Here is a 14,096-nt window from a genome sequence, read left to right as displayed (position 1 = left end):
GCCGCAATGGCCTCACGTTGAAACCTCCCCCATCCCATGGCAGACATCGCGCGGTTGAACGCGATCAGGATAAAGCCATGAGTGATGATGCATCCCCCTCTGCCCGCATCGATGCCAAACTGGCCAGCCTCGGCGACTGGCGGGGCGAGACATTGTTGCGCATGCGGGCCCTGATCCATCAGGCCGATCCCGGTGTCGAGGAAACCGTGAAATGGGCAAAGCCTTCCAATCCGGCGGGCGTGCCGATTTGGGAGCATGCCGGCATCCTCTGCACGGGCGAGGTCTATAAGGCCTATGTGAAGCTCACCTTTGCCCAGGGCGCCGCGCTGGCTGATCCGACCGGGCTGTTCAACGCCAGTCTGGATGGCGGCACGCGCCGGGCGATCGATCTGCGTGAAGGGGATGAGGTCGATGCGCAGGCCTTCGTGGCGCTGGTCGAGGAGGCAGTGGCCTTCAATCTGGCAAAGAAAGCACCTGGCAAGGGCTGACCGCCGAAAGGCTCAATTCGCCCAGTCGAGGCATGAATGTGACCGGTGGTCTTGAACCAGGCCCTCTCCAGGCATAAATTCGAAGAACAGGGGCGATCAGAGGAGTTACTCCCATGAGCATCCAGGAATGGGCCATTCGCAACAGCCAGCGCGCTTGGCAGCGCGAAACCGGCACGATGTCCATGCTGAAGGGCGAGGCCGAGCGTCAGCGGACAGAACACCTGCCTTCACGCGTGCTGATGGGGCGGGATATGGAGCAAGTCAGCGAATAAGGTGACCTGACTGGCCGGGCGCGCCGTCCAAAGTCCCGACGTGCCCGGCTGCTCATGATGGCTGATACGTTCAATCATGATGCGAGGCCTGCGCAGTTTTCCTGAAAAAAAACTGTGCGCCGGGATTATATTGCTCTGGATTTGTCCTGCGCCGTAGCTTGGCTATGCGGAAGGACAAGCCCCTTTCTTCCTCCGAAAACCGAAAACGATGCAGCTTTCGCAAGAAGGAACGCGTTGATTCTATCTTGCCGCCGCGTGGGTCGGGCGGCGGGTGAGGGCCCTTTTGTCTCCGATTCTCTCGCCTGACAGGCTTTCCGACCGGCGTAATGTGCAATTTCTGGGGTCATGATGGCGTGATCACCAGCAAAATCAGGGATTCTGTGCGATTGGGGGGATGACGAGCCCGATTCTGGGCGCTAATCCCGTTGCGGAATTTCAACCGTCCAAGGAGACGATGCATGAACAACAGTGATCTCGCCGACAAGCTGGCTGCCGACCATGGCACCACCAAGGCTGATGCCCGCAAGCTGGTCGATGCGGTTTTCGCCGCCATCGCCGACGCGGCCGCTGCCGGTGAGGAAATCAGCCTGAACGGCTTCGGCAAGTTCAAGGTCAAGGAAACCGCCGAGCGCGAAGGCCGCAACCCCGCCACGGGCGCTGCCATGACCATCGCGGCTGCCAAGAAGCTGACCTTCACGCCTGCCAAGGCGGTCAAGGACAAGCTGAACGGCTGACCCATGCGACGCCCCGCCTGTTACAGGGCGGGGCGTCCATGCCCGGAAATATCCGGGTACGAGAATTGGAACATAGAGTGAACATTTTGATGGACAGGCCGACCGCCCCAAGGCATTTTGGGGGCTGAAGGCGCCTCGAGTCCGGGCGTTTCGGACAGGTGCCATGTCGTCGCTGATCGCTTCCTCGAAATCTCTGTCTCTGGCCGACAAGCTGGCCATCCTGGCTGACGCGGCCAAATATGATGCTTCCTGCGCCTCATCGGGCGGCAAGAAGCGGACCTCTCGTGACGATAAAGGCGGGAAGGGGCTGGGCTCCAACCCTGGTGGCATGGGTATCTGCCATGCCTATGCGCCGGATGGGCGCTGCATCAGTCTGCTGAAAATCCTGCTGACCAACAGTTGCGTCTTCGACTGCCACTACTGCATCAACCGCGCCTCCTCCAATGTGCGCCGCGCCCGCTTCACGGCGGCGGAGGTGGTGACGCTGACGCTGGATTTCTATCGCCGCAACTATATCGAGGGGCTGTTCCTCTCCTCGGGCATCATCCATTCGCCCGATTACACGATGGAGCAGATCCTCGAAGTGGCGCGCTCCCTGCGCGAGGACCATGATTTCCGCGGCTATATCCATTTGAAAACCATCCCCGATGCCGACCCCGCTCTGGTGGAGGCTGCGGGCCGCCATGCCGACCGCGTCTCGATCAATGTCGAGCTGCCGACCGTCAGCGGGCTGCGCCGCCTGGCGCCGGACAAGTCACAGCAGCGCATCGAGGGCGCGATGGGCACGATGCGCCGCGCGATCACCGATGGCCATGATGCGCGCAGCCGCTATCGCTCGGCGCCCTCTTTCGCGCCTGCCGGGCAATCGACGCAGATGATCGTCGGCGCCGATGCCGCCACCGATCGCGATATCGTGGCGCGGGCCGCGACGCTTTATGATCGCTTCGATTTGCGCCGGGTCTATTATTCGGCCTTCAGCCCGATCCCCGACGCCAGCACGGTGCTGCCGCTGCGCCGCCCGCCTTTGATGCGCGAGCATCGGCTGTATCAATCCGACTGGCTGCTGCGCTATTATGGCTTTTCGCCGCAGGAGGTGGGCGCCGCCGCCGATCCCGCGACGGGGATGCTGCCGCTCGACATCGATCCCAAGCTGGCCTGGGCGCTGCGCTTTCGTGACAGCTTTCCGGTCGATCTCAACCGCGCTCCGCGTGAACTGCTGCTGCGCATTCCGGGGCTGGGGGTAAGGGCGGTCGATGCCATTCTGGCGGCGCGGCGGTTGCGGCGTCTCACGCTGGAGGATGTGGCGCGGATGACCGTCTCCATCCGCAAGCTTCGTCCCTTTATCGTCACCGCCGACTGGCGTCCGCTGGCGCTGGCGGATCGCGCCGATCTGCGCACGCTGTTGGCGCCCAAACCGGCCCAGCTTGAGCTGTTCGCGGCCTGATGCACCGCATCTGCCTCGATGCGCCCGACGATGTCGAAGGCTGGCGAGACCATGCCCGCCGACTGGCCCAGGCGGGCATCCCGGCGGAGGCGGTGGTGTGGCAAGTGGGCGATGCACCGGGCGATTTGTTTGGCGGGGAAGGGGCGGTTCTGCCACCTGCCGATCCCGCCGCCCAGCTGACCGTGCCCAAAAGCTTCGTTACGCTGGCCGGGCAGGCTTTGCTGCACAGCGATCCGCAGCGTTTCGCGCTGCTCTATGCCCTGCTGCTGCGGGTGCTGCAAACGCCCGCCGTGCTCGATGACCGCGCCGATCCGCTGCTGCGCCGGGTGGAGGGCATGGCCAGCGCGGTGCGGCGCGACCTTCACAAGATGCACGCCTTTCTGCGCTTCCGGGAACTGCGCGAAGGAGACGAGCCCCGCTTCGTCGCCTGGTACGAGCCTGAGCACCATATCCTGCGCACCAATGCCGGTTTCTTCGTCGATCGCTTCACCAACATGCGCTGGTCGATCCTGACGCCGCAAGGCACGCTGCACTGGAACGGCGAGGTGCTGAGCGAAGGCCCGCCTGCCCGGCGCGGCGATGCTCCATCTGACGACCCGGTCGAGGCCGTGTGGAAGACCTATTACAGTTCGATCTTCAATCCCGCGCGGCTGATGACGCGGGCGATGCTGAAGGAAATGCCGCGCAAATATTGGAAGAACATGCCCGAGACCGCACTGGTGCCGGGGCTGATCGCCGATGCAAGGCGGCGCGAGCTGGCGATGATCGAGCAGGCCCCTGCCGCGCCGCGTGTCAGCCGCCATGCGACGCCTCAGGACCGCGCGGCGGCACTGGCGCTGCTGCGCGAGGAGGCGGCCGGCTGCAGGCGCTGCGGCCTGTGCGGCCCGGCCACCCAGACTGTCTTCGGCGAGGGGCCGGAGGATGCCGCGATCATGGTGGTCGGTGAACAGCCCGGCGATCAGGAGGATCTGGCGGGGCGGCCCTTCATCGGCCCGGCGGGGGCGCTGTTTGATCGGGCTCTGGCGGCGGCGGGGGTGCCGCGCGACAGGCTTTACGTCACTAATGCGGTCAAGCATTTCAAATTCGAGCAGCGCGGCAAGCACCGCCTGCACGCCCGCCCGAATGTGGGAGAGATCGACGCCTGCCGCTGGTGGATCGATCAGGAGCGCGCGATCCTGCGCCCGCGTCTGGTGATCGCCATGGGCAAGACCGCGTTGCGCTCGCTGACCGGGCGGGACATTCCCATTGGGCACGAGGGCGGGCAGGATCTGATGCTGGCCGATGGCACGCCCTGTCATATCACGCTGCATCCCAGCCATCTGCTCCGCCTGCCATCGCGGGATCAGGCGGAGCAGGGCTTTGCGCGCTATGTCGAGGATCTGCGCGCGGCGGGGCGTCTGCTTGCTACTTCAGCGGCAGAAACAGATCGGTGATCGCCTCGACCTCGGGCACATCAGGGAAGAACTTCACACGCTGGGCATAGAGCGGCACGTCGCGCAACTCCTCGCCGCTGGCAGGCAGCCATGTGCCATAGAGGAATTCCGCCGCCGGGCGCAGATCGTCGCTGTTGCCCAGCACGCGCAGCACGGCGCAGCGTCCGCCGGGGATCACGCTCGCCTCGGCTCCGGCCTCTGCGTCCTGCTGAGTCAGAGCACGGCGGATCGCGGTGGCCAGATCGATGCGATAATTTTCCGGGCTGCTGACCTCGGGATCGGTGTGGAAGATGGTGTAGGTGGCATGCGTCGCCGCGCGCAGGCCCGTCGCCTTGCGCCAGGCGATAAAGCGGCGGATCGTCTCGCCCAGCAGCGGGGGATCGCCGCGATGGGTCATCAGGGCGACGGGTTCATCCTGCATGTCGCGCAGGGTTACGTCGTCGATGGAAAAGCGCTGGGTCATCAGTCTGCTCCTTGCCTGAGCCAGCGGCGCCAGTGCTGTGGCCCATGCCGACCAGTCAGGGTTCTCGCGAAACGCCTGCGGAGCCTGCCCGATGCGTTGGCGAAAGGCGCGGGCAAAGCTGTCGGGCGCCTCGTAACCGGCATCGAGGCCGATGTCGGTGACCGTCTCGCCGCGATAGGCCAGTTGCCAAGAGGCGCGCTTCATCCGCACCTGTTGCACATAGCGGTGCAGCGATATCCCGAAGAGTGCGCTGAACTGCCGGTGGAAATGGTGCTTCGAAAAGGCCGCGACCTGGCTGAGCGCCTCAAGCCCCAGATCGCCGTCGAGATGACGGTCGATATGATCGAGCACGCGCTGCATGCGGCGATGGTAGTGCCCGGTTTCGTCTGAAGGCGGCATGGTGACGGTTCCTGCGCGATGGTTCCTGCTGGTGGCCCGCTGTTGATGCCGCGATCGTCCAGAGCGTGCTCGACCGATCTTGCGCTTTACGCCCGCACCCCCGGCATGATCCAGCGCAGCGCCCGCCAGCCCACCAGCAGCGAGGCCACCCCCGCCGCCGCCGCCACGCCCAGCGCCCAGCGCGGGCCCGCATGGTCGGCGACAAAGCCCACCACCGGCGCGCCCAGCGGCGTGCCGCCCAGCGCGATGCCGACGCGCAGCGCCATCACTCGTCCGCGCATCGCCGGTTCGGTGGAGAGCTGCATCAGGCTGTTGGTGGCATTGGTGAAGGTCAGCGAGGCGATGCCCGTCACCAGCAGTGCCGCGCCAAAGGCCCAATAGGTCGGCGCCAGCGCGGCCAGCGTACAGCCCAGCGCGAAAAGCGCGCTGCTGGCGATGAGCATGACAAAGCGCGGACGTTCCTGCTGCGCGTTGAACAGCGCGCCCGCCACCGTGCCCACCGCCATCATCGAGGAGAGCAGGCCATAGGCGCGCGCATCGGCATGAAACTCGCCCACCGCCATGGTCGAGATGAAGATCGGGAAGTTCAGCCCGAAAGTGCCGATCAGGAACAGCATCGAGAGGATCGCGATCAGATCGGGCCGGGCACGGACATAGCGTAGCCCTTCAACAAAGCCGCCCTGGCCCCTCCGGGAGCGCGGGGGCGCAAGCAGCTCGTCCTTGTCCATCGCCAGCATGGCCAGCAGCACCGCGAAGAAGGAGATGCCGTTGATGATAAAGGACCAGCCGGTGCCCGCCGCCGCGATGATCAGCCCCGCCACCGCCGGGCCGATCATGCGCGCGCTGTTGAAGCTGGTGGCGTTGAGCGCCACCGCATTGGGCAGGTCCGCATCGCCCACCAGTTGGCCCACGAAGGTCTGGCGGGTCGGCGCATCGAAGGCCGAGGCGCAGCCGAAGATGAAGGCGAAGACATAGACCTGCCACAGGCTGACCATGCCGGTCAGCGTCAGCACGCCAAGGCCCAGGGCCAGCGCGCCCATGATGGCCTGCGTGATCATCAACAGCTTGCGCTGGTCGAACCGGTCCGCGGCCACGCCTGTCCATGGCAGCAGCAGCATCTGCGGGCCGAACTGCAGTGCCATGACGATGCCCACCGCAGCAGCGCTGTGATGCGTCAGCATGGTCAGCACCAGCCAGTCCTGCGCGGTGCGCTGCACCCATGTGCCGATGTTCGAGACAAAGGCGCCCATCGTCCACAGCCGGTAATTGCCGTTGCGCAAGGAGCGGAACAGCCCGCTGGAGGGGGGCGCCAGAGCGCTCATGATTCCACGATCCGGCGCAGCAGGGCATTCGCCTGAGCCAGAACCTGCTGCTCTTCCGGGGAGAGGCGGGTGGCGATGATGCCCTCCAGCCAGTCCTGCCGTGCCTCGCGCCGAGCGTTGAGCTGTTCGCGATAGAGGTCGGTGAGGGAGAGCAAGGTCTGGCGCCCGTCGCTGGGGTCAGGCCTGCCCTGAATGACCCCGGCGCTGTCGAGCGCCGCGATGATCGGGCCCATCGATTGCGGGCGCATCCCCTCCGCGCGGGCGAGGGCCGAGGCGGTGCTGGGCCCACCCTCGAGTCGGTTGACGACGGCGATTTGCGCGGGCGTCAGCTCACCAGCGGGCGCCTGTTCGCGGAAACGGCGCTTCAGGGCGCGAAAGTTGGCGCGCAGATCATGGGCCAGAGCGGAGGCAAAGGGGGGCGTATCGGAACTCATGCCAGCGCCCTAGCATATCTTCAGGTAAACTGTAAAGTTTGCCTGAAGATATCATCCGGTCCCTTCAGCCCTTCGGCAAGCCCGGCGGATTGGTTTCCGAACGTTTGATGCCTTCGGAGGTCAGGTTCCAGCGGGTCAGCAACTCGCCATAATGGCCATTGTCGATCTGGGCGTTGAGCGCCGTGGTTACCGCCTGAGCCAGCCCCGAGCCCTTGCGTGTCGTCACCGCGATATAGGCGGTGAGCGGCCAGCCCCCGGCAAATTCGCCCACCTTGCGGGTGCGCCCGTCGCGCGCCTCATAGGTCGAGATGGCGTTGGGCCCGAAAGACACATCGGCCTGACCCGAGAGTACCGCCAGCCGCGCAATGCCGCTGTCATCGAAATAGAGCGGTGTGGCGGGTTTGCGCCCGGCTTTGACATTCTGCTCGTTCCAGCGGTCGAGGATCTGCGACTGGTTGGTGCTGGCGCCCACCGCCACCTTCAGCCCGGCGATGTCCTCGGGCTTGGCGATGGTTTTGATTGGTCCGTCGCTGCGGGTGTAGATGCCCAGCCGGTCATCGCGATAGGTCGAGAAATCATACTTGGCCTTGCGCTCCTCGGTCACCGTCACATTGGACATGACGGCATCGTATTTCCCCGAGGTGAGCCCCAGCGGCCAGTCGGCCCAGGCGATGGGCACAACCTTCAATTTCAGCCCCAGCGAGTCAGCGATCAATTGCGCGATGCTGGGCTCCAGCCCGACGACCTCATGCTCATTGTCATGGGCGTAATCGGCCAGCGGCAGGGTCTGCACGACCATCGCCACCGCCAGCGTGCCGGGCTGGGCCAGATGCAGATCCCTGGGCAACAGTTTTGCCGCCGCATCGACCTTGGCCGTCCGGATGCGCGGTAGGGTTTCGGGGCCCGTCTCCTGTTTGGGCGGTGAGCAGGCGGCGATGGACAGCGACAGCAGCAGGGCGGCAAAGCGACGTTTCATTCAAAGCACCTTGGACAGGAATTCGGCCGTGCGTGGCTGGCGGGGATGGGTGAAGATCTGCTCGGGCGGTCCGGCCTCGACGATGCGGCCCTGATCCATGAAGACCACCGTGTCGGCGACCTCGCGAGCAAAGCCCATCTCATGGGTGACGATCAGCAAAGTGGTGCCCGAACGCGCCAGTTCCTTGATCACATCGAGCACCTCGCCCACCAGTTCGGGGTCGAGGGCGGAGGTCGGTTCATCGAACAGCAGCACCTTGGGGCGCAGGGCCAGAGCGCGGGCAATCGCCACGCGCTGCTGCTGACCGCCCGAGAGCTGACGCGGATAGGCCTCCGCCTTGTCCGACAGGCCCACGCGGGCGAGCAGATCGCGGGCCTGCGCTTCGGCTTCGGCGCGCGAGACGCCACGCACCCAGACCGGGGCAGCGGCGATGTTGTCCAGCACGGTCAGATGCTTGAACAGGTTGAAGCTCTGGAACACCATGCCGACACCCGTGCGGCGGCGCAGCACCTCGGGCTCCTTCAGTTCATGGAGCAGATCGCCCTGGGCGCGATAGCCGATCAGATCGCCATCGATGGTGATGAGCCCGCCATCGACGCGTTCGAGATGGTTGATCAGCCGCAGCAGCGTCGATTTGCCCGAACCCGACTGGCCGATGATCGCCGTCACACTGCCCGAGGGCAGGCTGAGCGAGACATCATGCAGCACCTGCACCTCGCCAAAGCTTTTCGAGACATGCTCGATGGAGACGGCCCCGCCGCGCGCGAAGGGCCATGACAGGGGGGCGGCATTGCCTTTCGCATGCTGCGCCTTGCTGCGCGAACGGCTCTTGCCTTCGCCAATGGCGCCGCGTGCGAAACGCCGCTCGACGCGTTGCTGAACCGCCGACAGGGCGGTCAGGATGATGAGATACCAGACGGTGGCCACCATCAGCAGCGGCACCACATCCAGATTGCGGCGATAGATGACCTGCACGGTGTAGAACAGTTCGGGCAGGGCCAGAATGTAGACCACCGAGGTGTTCTTCGCGAGGTTGATGATCTCGTTGAAGGCGGCGGGCAGAATGCTGCGCATCGCTTGCGGCAGGATGATGTTGAAGACCTGACGGCGGCGCGGCAGGCCCAGTGCGGCGGCGGCCTCGCGCTGACCGTGATCGACCGACAGAATGCCGCCCCGGATGATCTCGGAGGAAAAGGCCGCCTGATTGAGGCTGAGCCCGATCACGGCCGCGGCAAAGGGCCCGATCAGCGTGGTGGTGGACCATGAGGCGAAAGTGATGTCCGTCAGCGGCACGCCAAGGCTGATCGTCTCATAGAGATAGCCCAGATTGTTGAGCAGCAGCAGCAGCACGATCAGCGGCACCGAGCGGAACAGCCAGATATAGCTCCATGACACGCCCGCCAACAGCTTCGATCCGGAAACGCGCGCCAGTGCCAGCACCGTGCCCAACAGCGATCCCAGCACGGTGCCCACCGCCGTCAGCAGCAGGGTGCGGCCAAGCCCGACCAGCACCGGCTCGGTGAAGAACCATTGCGCGAAGACCGGCCAGCCCCAGCGCGGATTGCCGAAGACCGACACTGCCACGCCGAGAATGATGAGCGCCCCCAGCACGGTGGCAGCGGTGCGCCCCGGATAGCGGGCCGGGACGATGCGGTATCGCTGCCAGTCCTGCGTTGAGGGTTGTGCCTGCGCGGGCCTGGCAACGGGCGGCGGCACTGCCGCGAGATGGAGTTCGGGCGGGGCGGTGTCGGCCAGCAGGGTGTTCATGCCGATTGTGCCTCCCTTCGGGGGCCGATGGCTTTTTCGAAGGGCAGGGTGAATTGCGCCTCGCGGTCGCCCAGCGGATCGTAGAGCGCGGTGTAGCCAAGGCCCTTGTAGAGCGCCTCGGCCTCGGGCTGGCGGAAGCCGGTGGTGAGATAGACGCGGGCATAGCCCAGCGCGGCGGCGCGCTGCTCCAGCGCCTCGACCACGCGCTTGGCCAGACCCTGGCGGCGGTGATCGGCGTGAGTCCAGATGCGCTTGAATTCGGTGGTCTGCGGATCGTCATGCGCCATGAAGGCGCCGCCCGCCACCGGCACGCCGCCCCGCAGCAGCAGGATGAAACCGCCCTGCGGTGCCTCGAAGGCCTCGGGCGGATAGCGGTGATAGACCTCATGGAGGGCCGCGCCCGGATCGCGCCCGATCACATCGTGATAGCGCGTGGTGTATTCCCCGACCAAAGCCTCCAGCAGCGGTTTGGCCAGAGGGTCGCGCGGGCTTGAGGTGATGATCCGATCCTGATCCGGTTGATTGTCCTGAATGATCGCGCTGCGTGCATTCATGGCCGGTCTCCTTGAGATTTGGACGTTCAGACGAGCCAGCTCTCGGCGAGGCGTGCCCAGAGCGCGGCTGCCGGAGCGATGACATCATCGTTGAAGCGGTAGCGCGGGCTGTGCAGCGGCTCGCCCTCGCCGGTGCCGACGAAGAGGAAGGCGCCGGGGCGCTCCTGAAGCATGAAGGAAAAGTCCTCGCTGGCGGTGCGGGGGACGAAATCGGGGATGATGCCCTCTTCGCCCAGCAGGTCGCGGGCCACCTCGCGGGCGAAGTCGGTTTCCGCCTTGTGGTTGATCACGCTGGGGAAGCCGCGCCGCAGTTCGACCTGTGCCGTAGCGCCAAAGCTTTCCGCGATGCTGTGGGCCAGATCCTGAATGCGCTGCTGCAGCCTTTCACGCACTTCGGGCCGGAAGGAGCGCGAGGTGAGTTTTAGCTCGACGCTGTCGGGAATGACATTGGCCGCATCGCCGCCATGGATCGAGCCCACCGTCACCACGGCGGAATCGAGCGGCGCCACATTGCGCGCCACGATGCTCTGCAGCGCGGTGACCAGATGGGCCGCGACCAGCACCGGATCGACGGTCTCCTGAGGCGCCGCGCCGTGCCCGCCCTTGCCCTTGATGCTGATGCCGAACCAGTCGACCGAGGCCATGGCGGGCCCATCGACAAAGCCGAAGCGTCCAGCGGGCAGGCCCGGCCAATTGTGCAGGCCATAGACGGCATCGACGGGGAAACGCTCGAAAAGGCCATCGTCGATCATGGCCTTGGCGCCCTGGCCGATTTCCTCGGCGGGCTGGAAGATCAGATGCAGCGTGCCGGAGAAGTCTCCGTTTTCAGCCAGATAGCGCGCGGTGGCCAGCAGGATGGCGGTGTGGCCGTCATGGCCGCAGGCATGCATGACGCCCGGAGCGCTGCTGGCGAAGTCCAGTTGCGACGCCTCGGCGATGGGCAGGGCGTCCATATCCGCGCGGATGCCCAGCGCGCGCTGGCCATTGCCTCGCCGCAAGGTGCCGACCACGCCGTTGCCGCCGATGCCGGTGGTGACCTCATAGCCCCATTCGCGCAGCCGGTCCGCCACCAGTGCCGCGGTGCGATGCTCCTGCCGCGAGAGTTCCGGGTGGTGATGCAGGTCGTGCCGGATGGCGATGGCGTCAGCGATAAAGGTCTCGATGGCGGCCAAGGCCGGCGCGGTGTTGCGGGGGCGGTCCAGCAGATCGCTCATGCCGATTGCCTTTCGGGGGCGGAGGCGGCGGGCGTCTTGTGGCGGCTCTCCTTGAAGGGCAGGCCGAGGTGATCGCGCAGGGTGGCGCCATGCAGCACGCGGTCATAGCGGCCGCGCTTTTCAAGCTCGGGGATCACGAAATCGATAAAATCGTCCAGACCCTGCGCCGCCACGGGGAAGCCGAGGATAAAGCCGTCTGCCGCGCCGCCATCGATCCAGCGGATCAGTTCCTCGGCCACTTTGGCGCCGCTGCCGAGGAAATGGGGCTTGGGGGTGGCGGATTTCAGCGCCACTTCGCGCAGCGTAAGCCGGTTTTCGGCGGCGTCCTGCTTGATCCGGTCGGTGGTGGAGCGGAAGCTGTTGGCGCCGATGTCTCCCAGATCGGGGAAAGGGCCGTCGAGCGGATAGGCGCGGAAATCGTGATGGTCGAAGAAGCGGCCCAGATAATCCAGCGCGTCATCGATGGTCAGCAGATTGGCGATGGCGTCATATTTGCGCTCGGCTTCTTCATCGGTGGCGCCGGTGACGATGGCGATGCCGGGGAAGATCTTCACATGATCCGCCGGGCGGCCCTGCACCACGGCACTGGCCCGTACCTGAGCGCGGAATGCATGGGCTTCGTCGAAGGTCGCCGGGCCGGTGAAGACCGCATCGGCGAATTTGCCCGCAAGGCCGATCCCGGCCTCGGACGATCCGGCCTGAAAGATCACCGGCTGGCCCTGAGGCGAGCGCCCGATGTTGAGCGGACCTTCGACCTGAAAGAACGGCCCCTTGTGGTTGATGGGGCGGAAGCGGTTTTTGTCGACGAACTCGCCAGTCTCGCGGTTGCGGGGGAAGGCGTCCTCATCCCAACTGTCCCACAGGCCCTGCGTGACGGTGAGATATTCGTCGGCGATCTGATAGCGCTGGGCGTGTTCGGGATGGGCTCGCCCGTAATTGCGGCCCGAGCCCTCCAGCGGGGAGGTGACCACATTCCATCCCGCGCGCCCGCCACTGATCAGATCGAGCGAGGCGAACTGCCGCGCCACGGTGAAGGGATCGCTGTAGGAGGTGGAGAGGGTGCCCGCCAGACCGATCTTCGTGGTCACGCTGGCCAGCGCGGAAAGCACGGTGATCGGCTCGAAGCGGTTGAGGAAATGCGGGATCGACTTGTCGTTGATGTAGAGCCCGTCGGCCACGAAAGCGAAGGTGATGCCGTTGGCCTCGGCCTTGAGGGTCTGCTGGGTGAGGAAGGGCAGGTTGACGCTGGCGTCGGCCGGATTGCTGGGGTGTTTCCAGGCATGCATATGCCCGCCGGGGCCATGGAGCATGATGCCGAAGGGGATGGGATTGTTGCTCATGGGCGCACCTTTCTTTCTGGCAGCGGGGGTAGGATCAGGCGGGTTGCAGGATTTCGCGTGAGGCAGCGGGGGAGAGGATCGCGCGGGCCAGTTCCTCCAGCGAGGCGCGGCGCGCGGCATGGTCGGCCACGGGGGCGTCGATCACGAATTCCTCGATGCCGAGCGTGTTGCTCAGTTCGTCCAGCGCGGCGCGCAATTGCTCGCCAGTGCCGGAGAGGATATTGGGTTCGATCTCCTGCGTGGTGTAGTCGCTCACACCGGCCTGCCGGGCGAATTCCGCTGCGACCTCCAGATTGGGGACGTTGACCGTCTGTCCGGTGGGGAGATGCAGGCGCAACAGGCGATAGGGGCCGATCAGGCGGCGGGCTTCCTCCTCGCTGGGGGCGGCAAAAGCGACCAGCGCGAGCAGGGGGCTGCGCCCGGTGGCGTCGCGATAAAGATCGAAGGCGGCGGCCATGCGGCGGGGATCGCCATCGAAGTGACCGGCATAGCAGAAGCCCCAGTCCAGCTCGGCGGCCAGTGCGGCGCTGTCGGTGCTGGCGCCCAGCAGGATGCGGCGGGCGGGCTCGGTCGGCTGGGGGGGAGGCGATCGCCCCGGCATAGGGGTGATCGGCAGGCAGGCGCCCGGTGAGGAAGCCATCGAGATCGCGCAGCTTTTCGGCGAAATCCTGAGGGGCGGCGCTGCTCTGGCCGGGGCGTAGGGCGCGGGTGGCATGCGGCAGGCCGCCTGGCGCCTTGCCCACCCCCAGATCGACCCGTCCCGGTGACAGGCTAGCGAGCAGGTTGAAGCTCTCCGCCACCTTAAAGGGCGCATAATGCTGCAGCATTACGCCGCCTGTGCCGACACGGATGCGGCTGGTGCGGGCCAACACATGGGCCGCCAGCAGTTCCGGGGCGCTGCTGGCAAGGCCGGCGATGCCATGATGCTCGGCAAACCAGTAGCGGTGAAAACCAAGTTGTTCGGCCAGCACAGCCAGAGCGACGGTCTGTTCCAGCGCGGCGGGGGCGGTCAGCCCCTCGGGGATCAGGGCCTTGTCCAGGATGCTCAGGCGATAGGTCATGGCCGGTGGGTCTCCTGCAATGGCGCCGAGTCCAGTCGGGTGCGGCGTTGATGTTTAGCGTAAATCCTATCTATTAAATAGGAAATAAGTTTAGCCTTACGCCAACCAAGATATTCTTTCGCCGACCGGGCCTGCCTCTGGCGCGCCCGATCGGCGAAAGTCGGCCAAGCCCCCCGGCTTTGGCCGAATGCCGTC

14 protein-coding genes and 1 pseudogene are annotated in these 14,096 nt (G+C 65.6%); 5 read left to right on the top strand and 10 right to left on the bottom strand.

Annotation, left to right across the window (positions count from 1 at the left end; genetic code table 11):
- The first annotated feature begins 77 nt into the window (after positions 1–77).
- From ABDW49_RS16605 to ABDW49_RS16585, 5 genes are all read left to right on the top strand, one after another.
- Entirely contained in the window at positions 78–488 is a 411-nt protein-coding gene (locus ABDW49_RS16605; protein ID WP_343613186.1) for a DUF1801 domain-containing protein, read from the top strand.
- A gap of 113 nt (positions 489–601) precedes the next feature.
- Positions 602–760, top strand: a complete 159-nt coding sequence (locus ABDW49_RS16600; protein WP_343613185.1) for a hypothetical protein — start codon at positions 602–604, stop codon at positions 758–760.
- 458 nt (positions 761–1,218) lie between these two features.
- Positions 1,219–1,494 (top strand): HU family DNA-binding protein, encoded by a 276-nt coding sequence (locus ABDW49_RS16595; protein ID WP_343613183.1) that lies wholly within the window; start codon positions 1,219–1,221, stop codon positions 1,492–1,494.
- A gap of 163 nt (positions 1,495–1,657) precedes the next feature.
- On the top strand, positions 1,658–2,938 hold the full coding sequence (locus tag ABDW49_RS16590; protein ID WP_343613181.1) for a putative DNA modification/repair radical SAM protein: 1,281 nt from the start codon (positions 1,658–1,660) through the stop codon (positions 2,936–2,938).
- Positions 2,938–4,371 carry a UdgX family uracil-DNA binding protein gene (locus tag ABDW49_RS16585; RefSeq protein ID WP_343613180.1) on the top strand — a complete coding sequence of 478 codons (1,434 nt, stop codon included), beginning with the start codon at positions 2,938–2,940 and terminating at the stop codon, positions 4,369–4,371. Before ABDW49_RS16590 ends, ABDW49_RS16585 begins: the two co-directional genes overlap by 1 nt.
- On the opposite strand, the gene ABDW49_RS16580 is transcribed toward ABDW49_RS16585, so the two are convergent.
- From ABDW49_RS16580 to ABDW49_RS16535, 10 genes and pseudogenes are all read right to left on the bottom strand, one after another.
- The gene (locus ABDW49_RS16580) at positions 4,343–5,233 is read right to left on the bottom strand and encodes an AraC family transcriptional regulator (protein ID WP_343613179.1); all 891 of its coding nucleotides are present in this window, start codon (positions 5,231–5,233) and stop codon (positions 4,343–4,345) included. The genes ABDW49_RS16585 and ABDW49_RS16580 overlap by 29 nt on opposite strands.
- Before the next feature lie 86 nt (positions 5,234–5,319).
- Positions 5,320–6,555 (bottom strand): MFS transporter, encoded by a 1,236-nt coding sequence (locus tag ABDW49_RS16575; protein ID WP_343613177.1) that lies wholly within the window; start codon positions 6,553–6,555, stop codon positions 5,320–5,322.
- The gene (locus ABDW49_RS16570) at positions 6,552–6,989 is read right to left on the bottom strand and encodes a MarR family transcriptional regulator (RefSeq protein WP_343613175.1); all 438 of its coding nucleotides are present in this window, start codon (positions 6,987–6,989) and stop codon (positions 6,552–6,554) included. The genes ABDW49_RS16575 and ABDW49_RS16570 overlap by 4 nt, the downstream gene beginning before the upstream one ends.
- A 64-nt stretch (positions 6,990–7,053) precedes the next feature.
- On the bottom strand, positions 7,054–7,965 hold the full coding sequence (locus tag ABDW49_RS16565; protein WP_343613173.1) for an ABC transporter substrate-binding protein: 912 nt from the start codon (positions 7,963–7,965) through the stop codon (positions 7,054–7,056).
- The gene (locus tag ABDW49_RS16560) at positions 7,966–8,745 is read right to left on the bottom strand and encodes an amino acid ABC transporter ATP-binding protein (protein WP_343614340.1); all 780 of its coding nucleotides are present in this window, start codon (positions 8,743–8,745) and stop codon (positions 7,966–7,968) included.
- 84 nt (positions 8,746–8,829) lie between these two features.
- A pseudogene (locus tag ABDW49_RS16555) lies at positions 8,830–9,732 on the bottom strand (amino acid ABC transporter permease); the annotation flags it as partial.
- On the bottom strand, positions 9,729–10,286 hold the full coding sequence (locus tag ABDW49_RS16550; protein WP_343613171.1) for a GNAT family N-acetyltransferase: 558 nt from the start codon (positions 10,284–10,286) through the stop codon (positions 9,729–9,731). The pseudogene ABDW49_RS16555 and the gene ABDW49_RS16550, both read right to left, overlap by 4 nt.
- Positions 10,287–10,312: 26 nt before the next feature.
- The gene (locus ABDW49_RS16545) at positions 10,313–11,500 is read right to left on the bottom strand and encodes a M20 aminoacylase family protein (protein WP_343613170.1); all 1,188 of its coding nucleotides are present in this window, start codon (positions 11,498–11,500) and stop codon (positions 10,313–10,315) included.
- Positions 11,497–12,840, bottom strand: a complete 1,344-nt coding sequence (locus ABDW49_RS16540; protein ID WP_343613169.1) for an LLM class flavin-dependent oxidoreductase — start codon at positions 12,838–12,840, stop codon at positions 11,497–11,499. Before ABDW49_RS16540 ends, ABDW49_RS16545 begins: the two co-directional genes overlap by 4 nt.
- Positions 12,837–13,901: an MsnO8 family LLM class oxidoreductase gene (locus tag ABDW49_RS16535; RefSeq protein ID WP_343614338.1), complete on the bottom strand. Its 1,065-nt coding sequence runs from the start codon at positions 13,899–13,901 to the stop codon at positions 12,837–12,839. Before ABDW49_RS16535 ends, ABDW49_RS16540 begins: the two co-directional genes overlap by 4 nt.
- Positions 13,902–14,096: the final 195 nt, after the last annotated feature.

Origin of the sequence: Novosphingobium sp., from assembly GCF_039595395.1 — a bacterium.
In the GTDB taxonomy this organism is placed as follows: domain Bacteria; phylum Pseudomonadota; class Alphaproteobacteria; order Sphingomonadales; family Sphingomonadaceae; genus Novosphingobium.
This window is presented reverse-complemented; position numbering and strand designations above follow the sequence as displayed.

Excerpts from the sequence above, each read along its gene's own strand:
- ABDW49_RS16535 (WP_343614338.1), bottom strand. The coding sequence starts at position 13,901 with ATGACCTATCGCCTGAGCATCCTGGACAAGGCCCTGATCCCCGAGGGG.
- ABDW49_RS16590 (WP_343613181.1), top strand. The coding sequence starts at position 1,658 with ATGTCGTCGCTGATCGCTTCCTCGAAATCTCTGTCTCTGGCCGACAAG.
- ABDW49_RS16550 (WP_343613171.1), bottom strand. The coding sequence starts at position 10,286 with ATGAATGCACGCAGCGCGATCATTCAGGACAATCAACCGGATCAGGAT.
- ABDW49_RS16605 (WP_343613186.1), top strand. The coding sequence starts at position 78 with ATGAGTGATGATGCATCCCCCTCTGCCCGCATCGATGCCAAACTGGCC.
- ABDW49_RS16600 (WP_343613185.1), top strand. The coding sequence starts at position 602 with ATGAGCATCCAGGAATGGGCCATTCGCAACAGCCAGCGCGCTTGGCAG.
- ABDW49_RS16540 (WP_343613169.1), bottom strand. The coding sequence starts at position 12,840 with ATGAGCAACAATCCCATCCCCTTCGGCATCATGCTCCATGGCCCCGGC.
- ABDW49_RS16565 (WP_343613173.1), bottom strand. The coding sequence starts at position 7,965 with ATGAAACGTCGCTTTGCCGCCCTGCTGCTGTCGCTGTCCATCGCCGCC.
- ABDW49_RS16585 (WP_343613180.1), top strand. The coding sequence starts at position 2,938 with ATGCACCGCATCTGCCTCGATGCGCCCGACGATGTCGAAGGCTGGCGA.
- ABDW49_RS16545 (WP_343613170.1), bottom strand. The coding sequence starts at position 11,500 with ATGAGCGATCTGCTGGACCGCCCCCGCAACACCGCGCCGGCCTTGGCC.
- ABDW49_RS16595 (WP_343613183.1), top strand. The coding sequence starts at position 1,219 with ATGAACAACAGTGATCTCGCCGACAAGCTGGCTGCCGACCATGGCACC.
- ABDW49_RS16580 (WP_343613179.1), bottom strand. The coding sequence starts at position 5,233 with ATGCCGCCTTCAGACGAAACCGGGCACTACCATCGCCGCATGCAGCGC.
- ABDW49_RS16575 (WP_343613177.1), bottom strand. The coding sequence starts at position 6,555 with ATGAGCGCTCTGGCGCCCCCCTCCAGCGGGCTGTTCCGCTCCTTGCGC.
- ABDW49_RS16570 (WP_343613175.1), bottom strand. The coding sequence starts at position 6,989 with ATGAGTTCCGATACGCCCCCCTTTGCCTCCGCTCTGGCCCATGATCTG.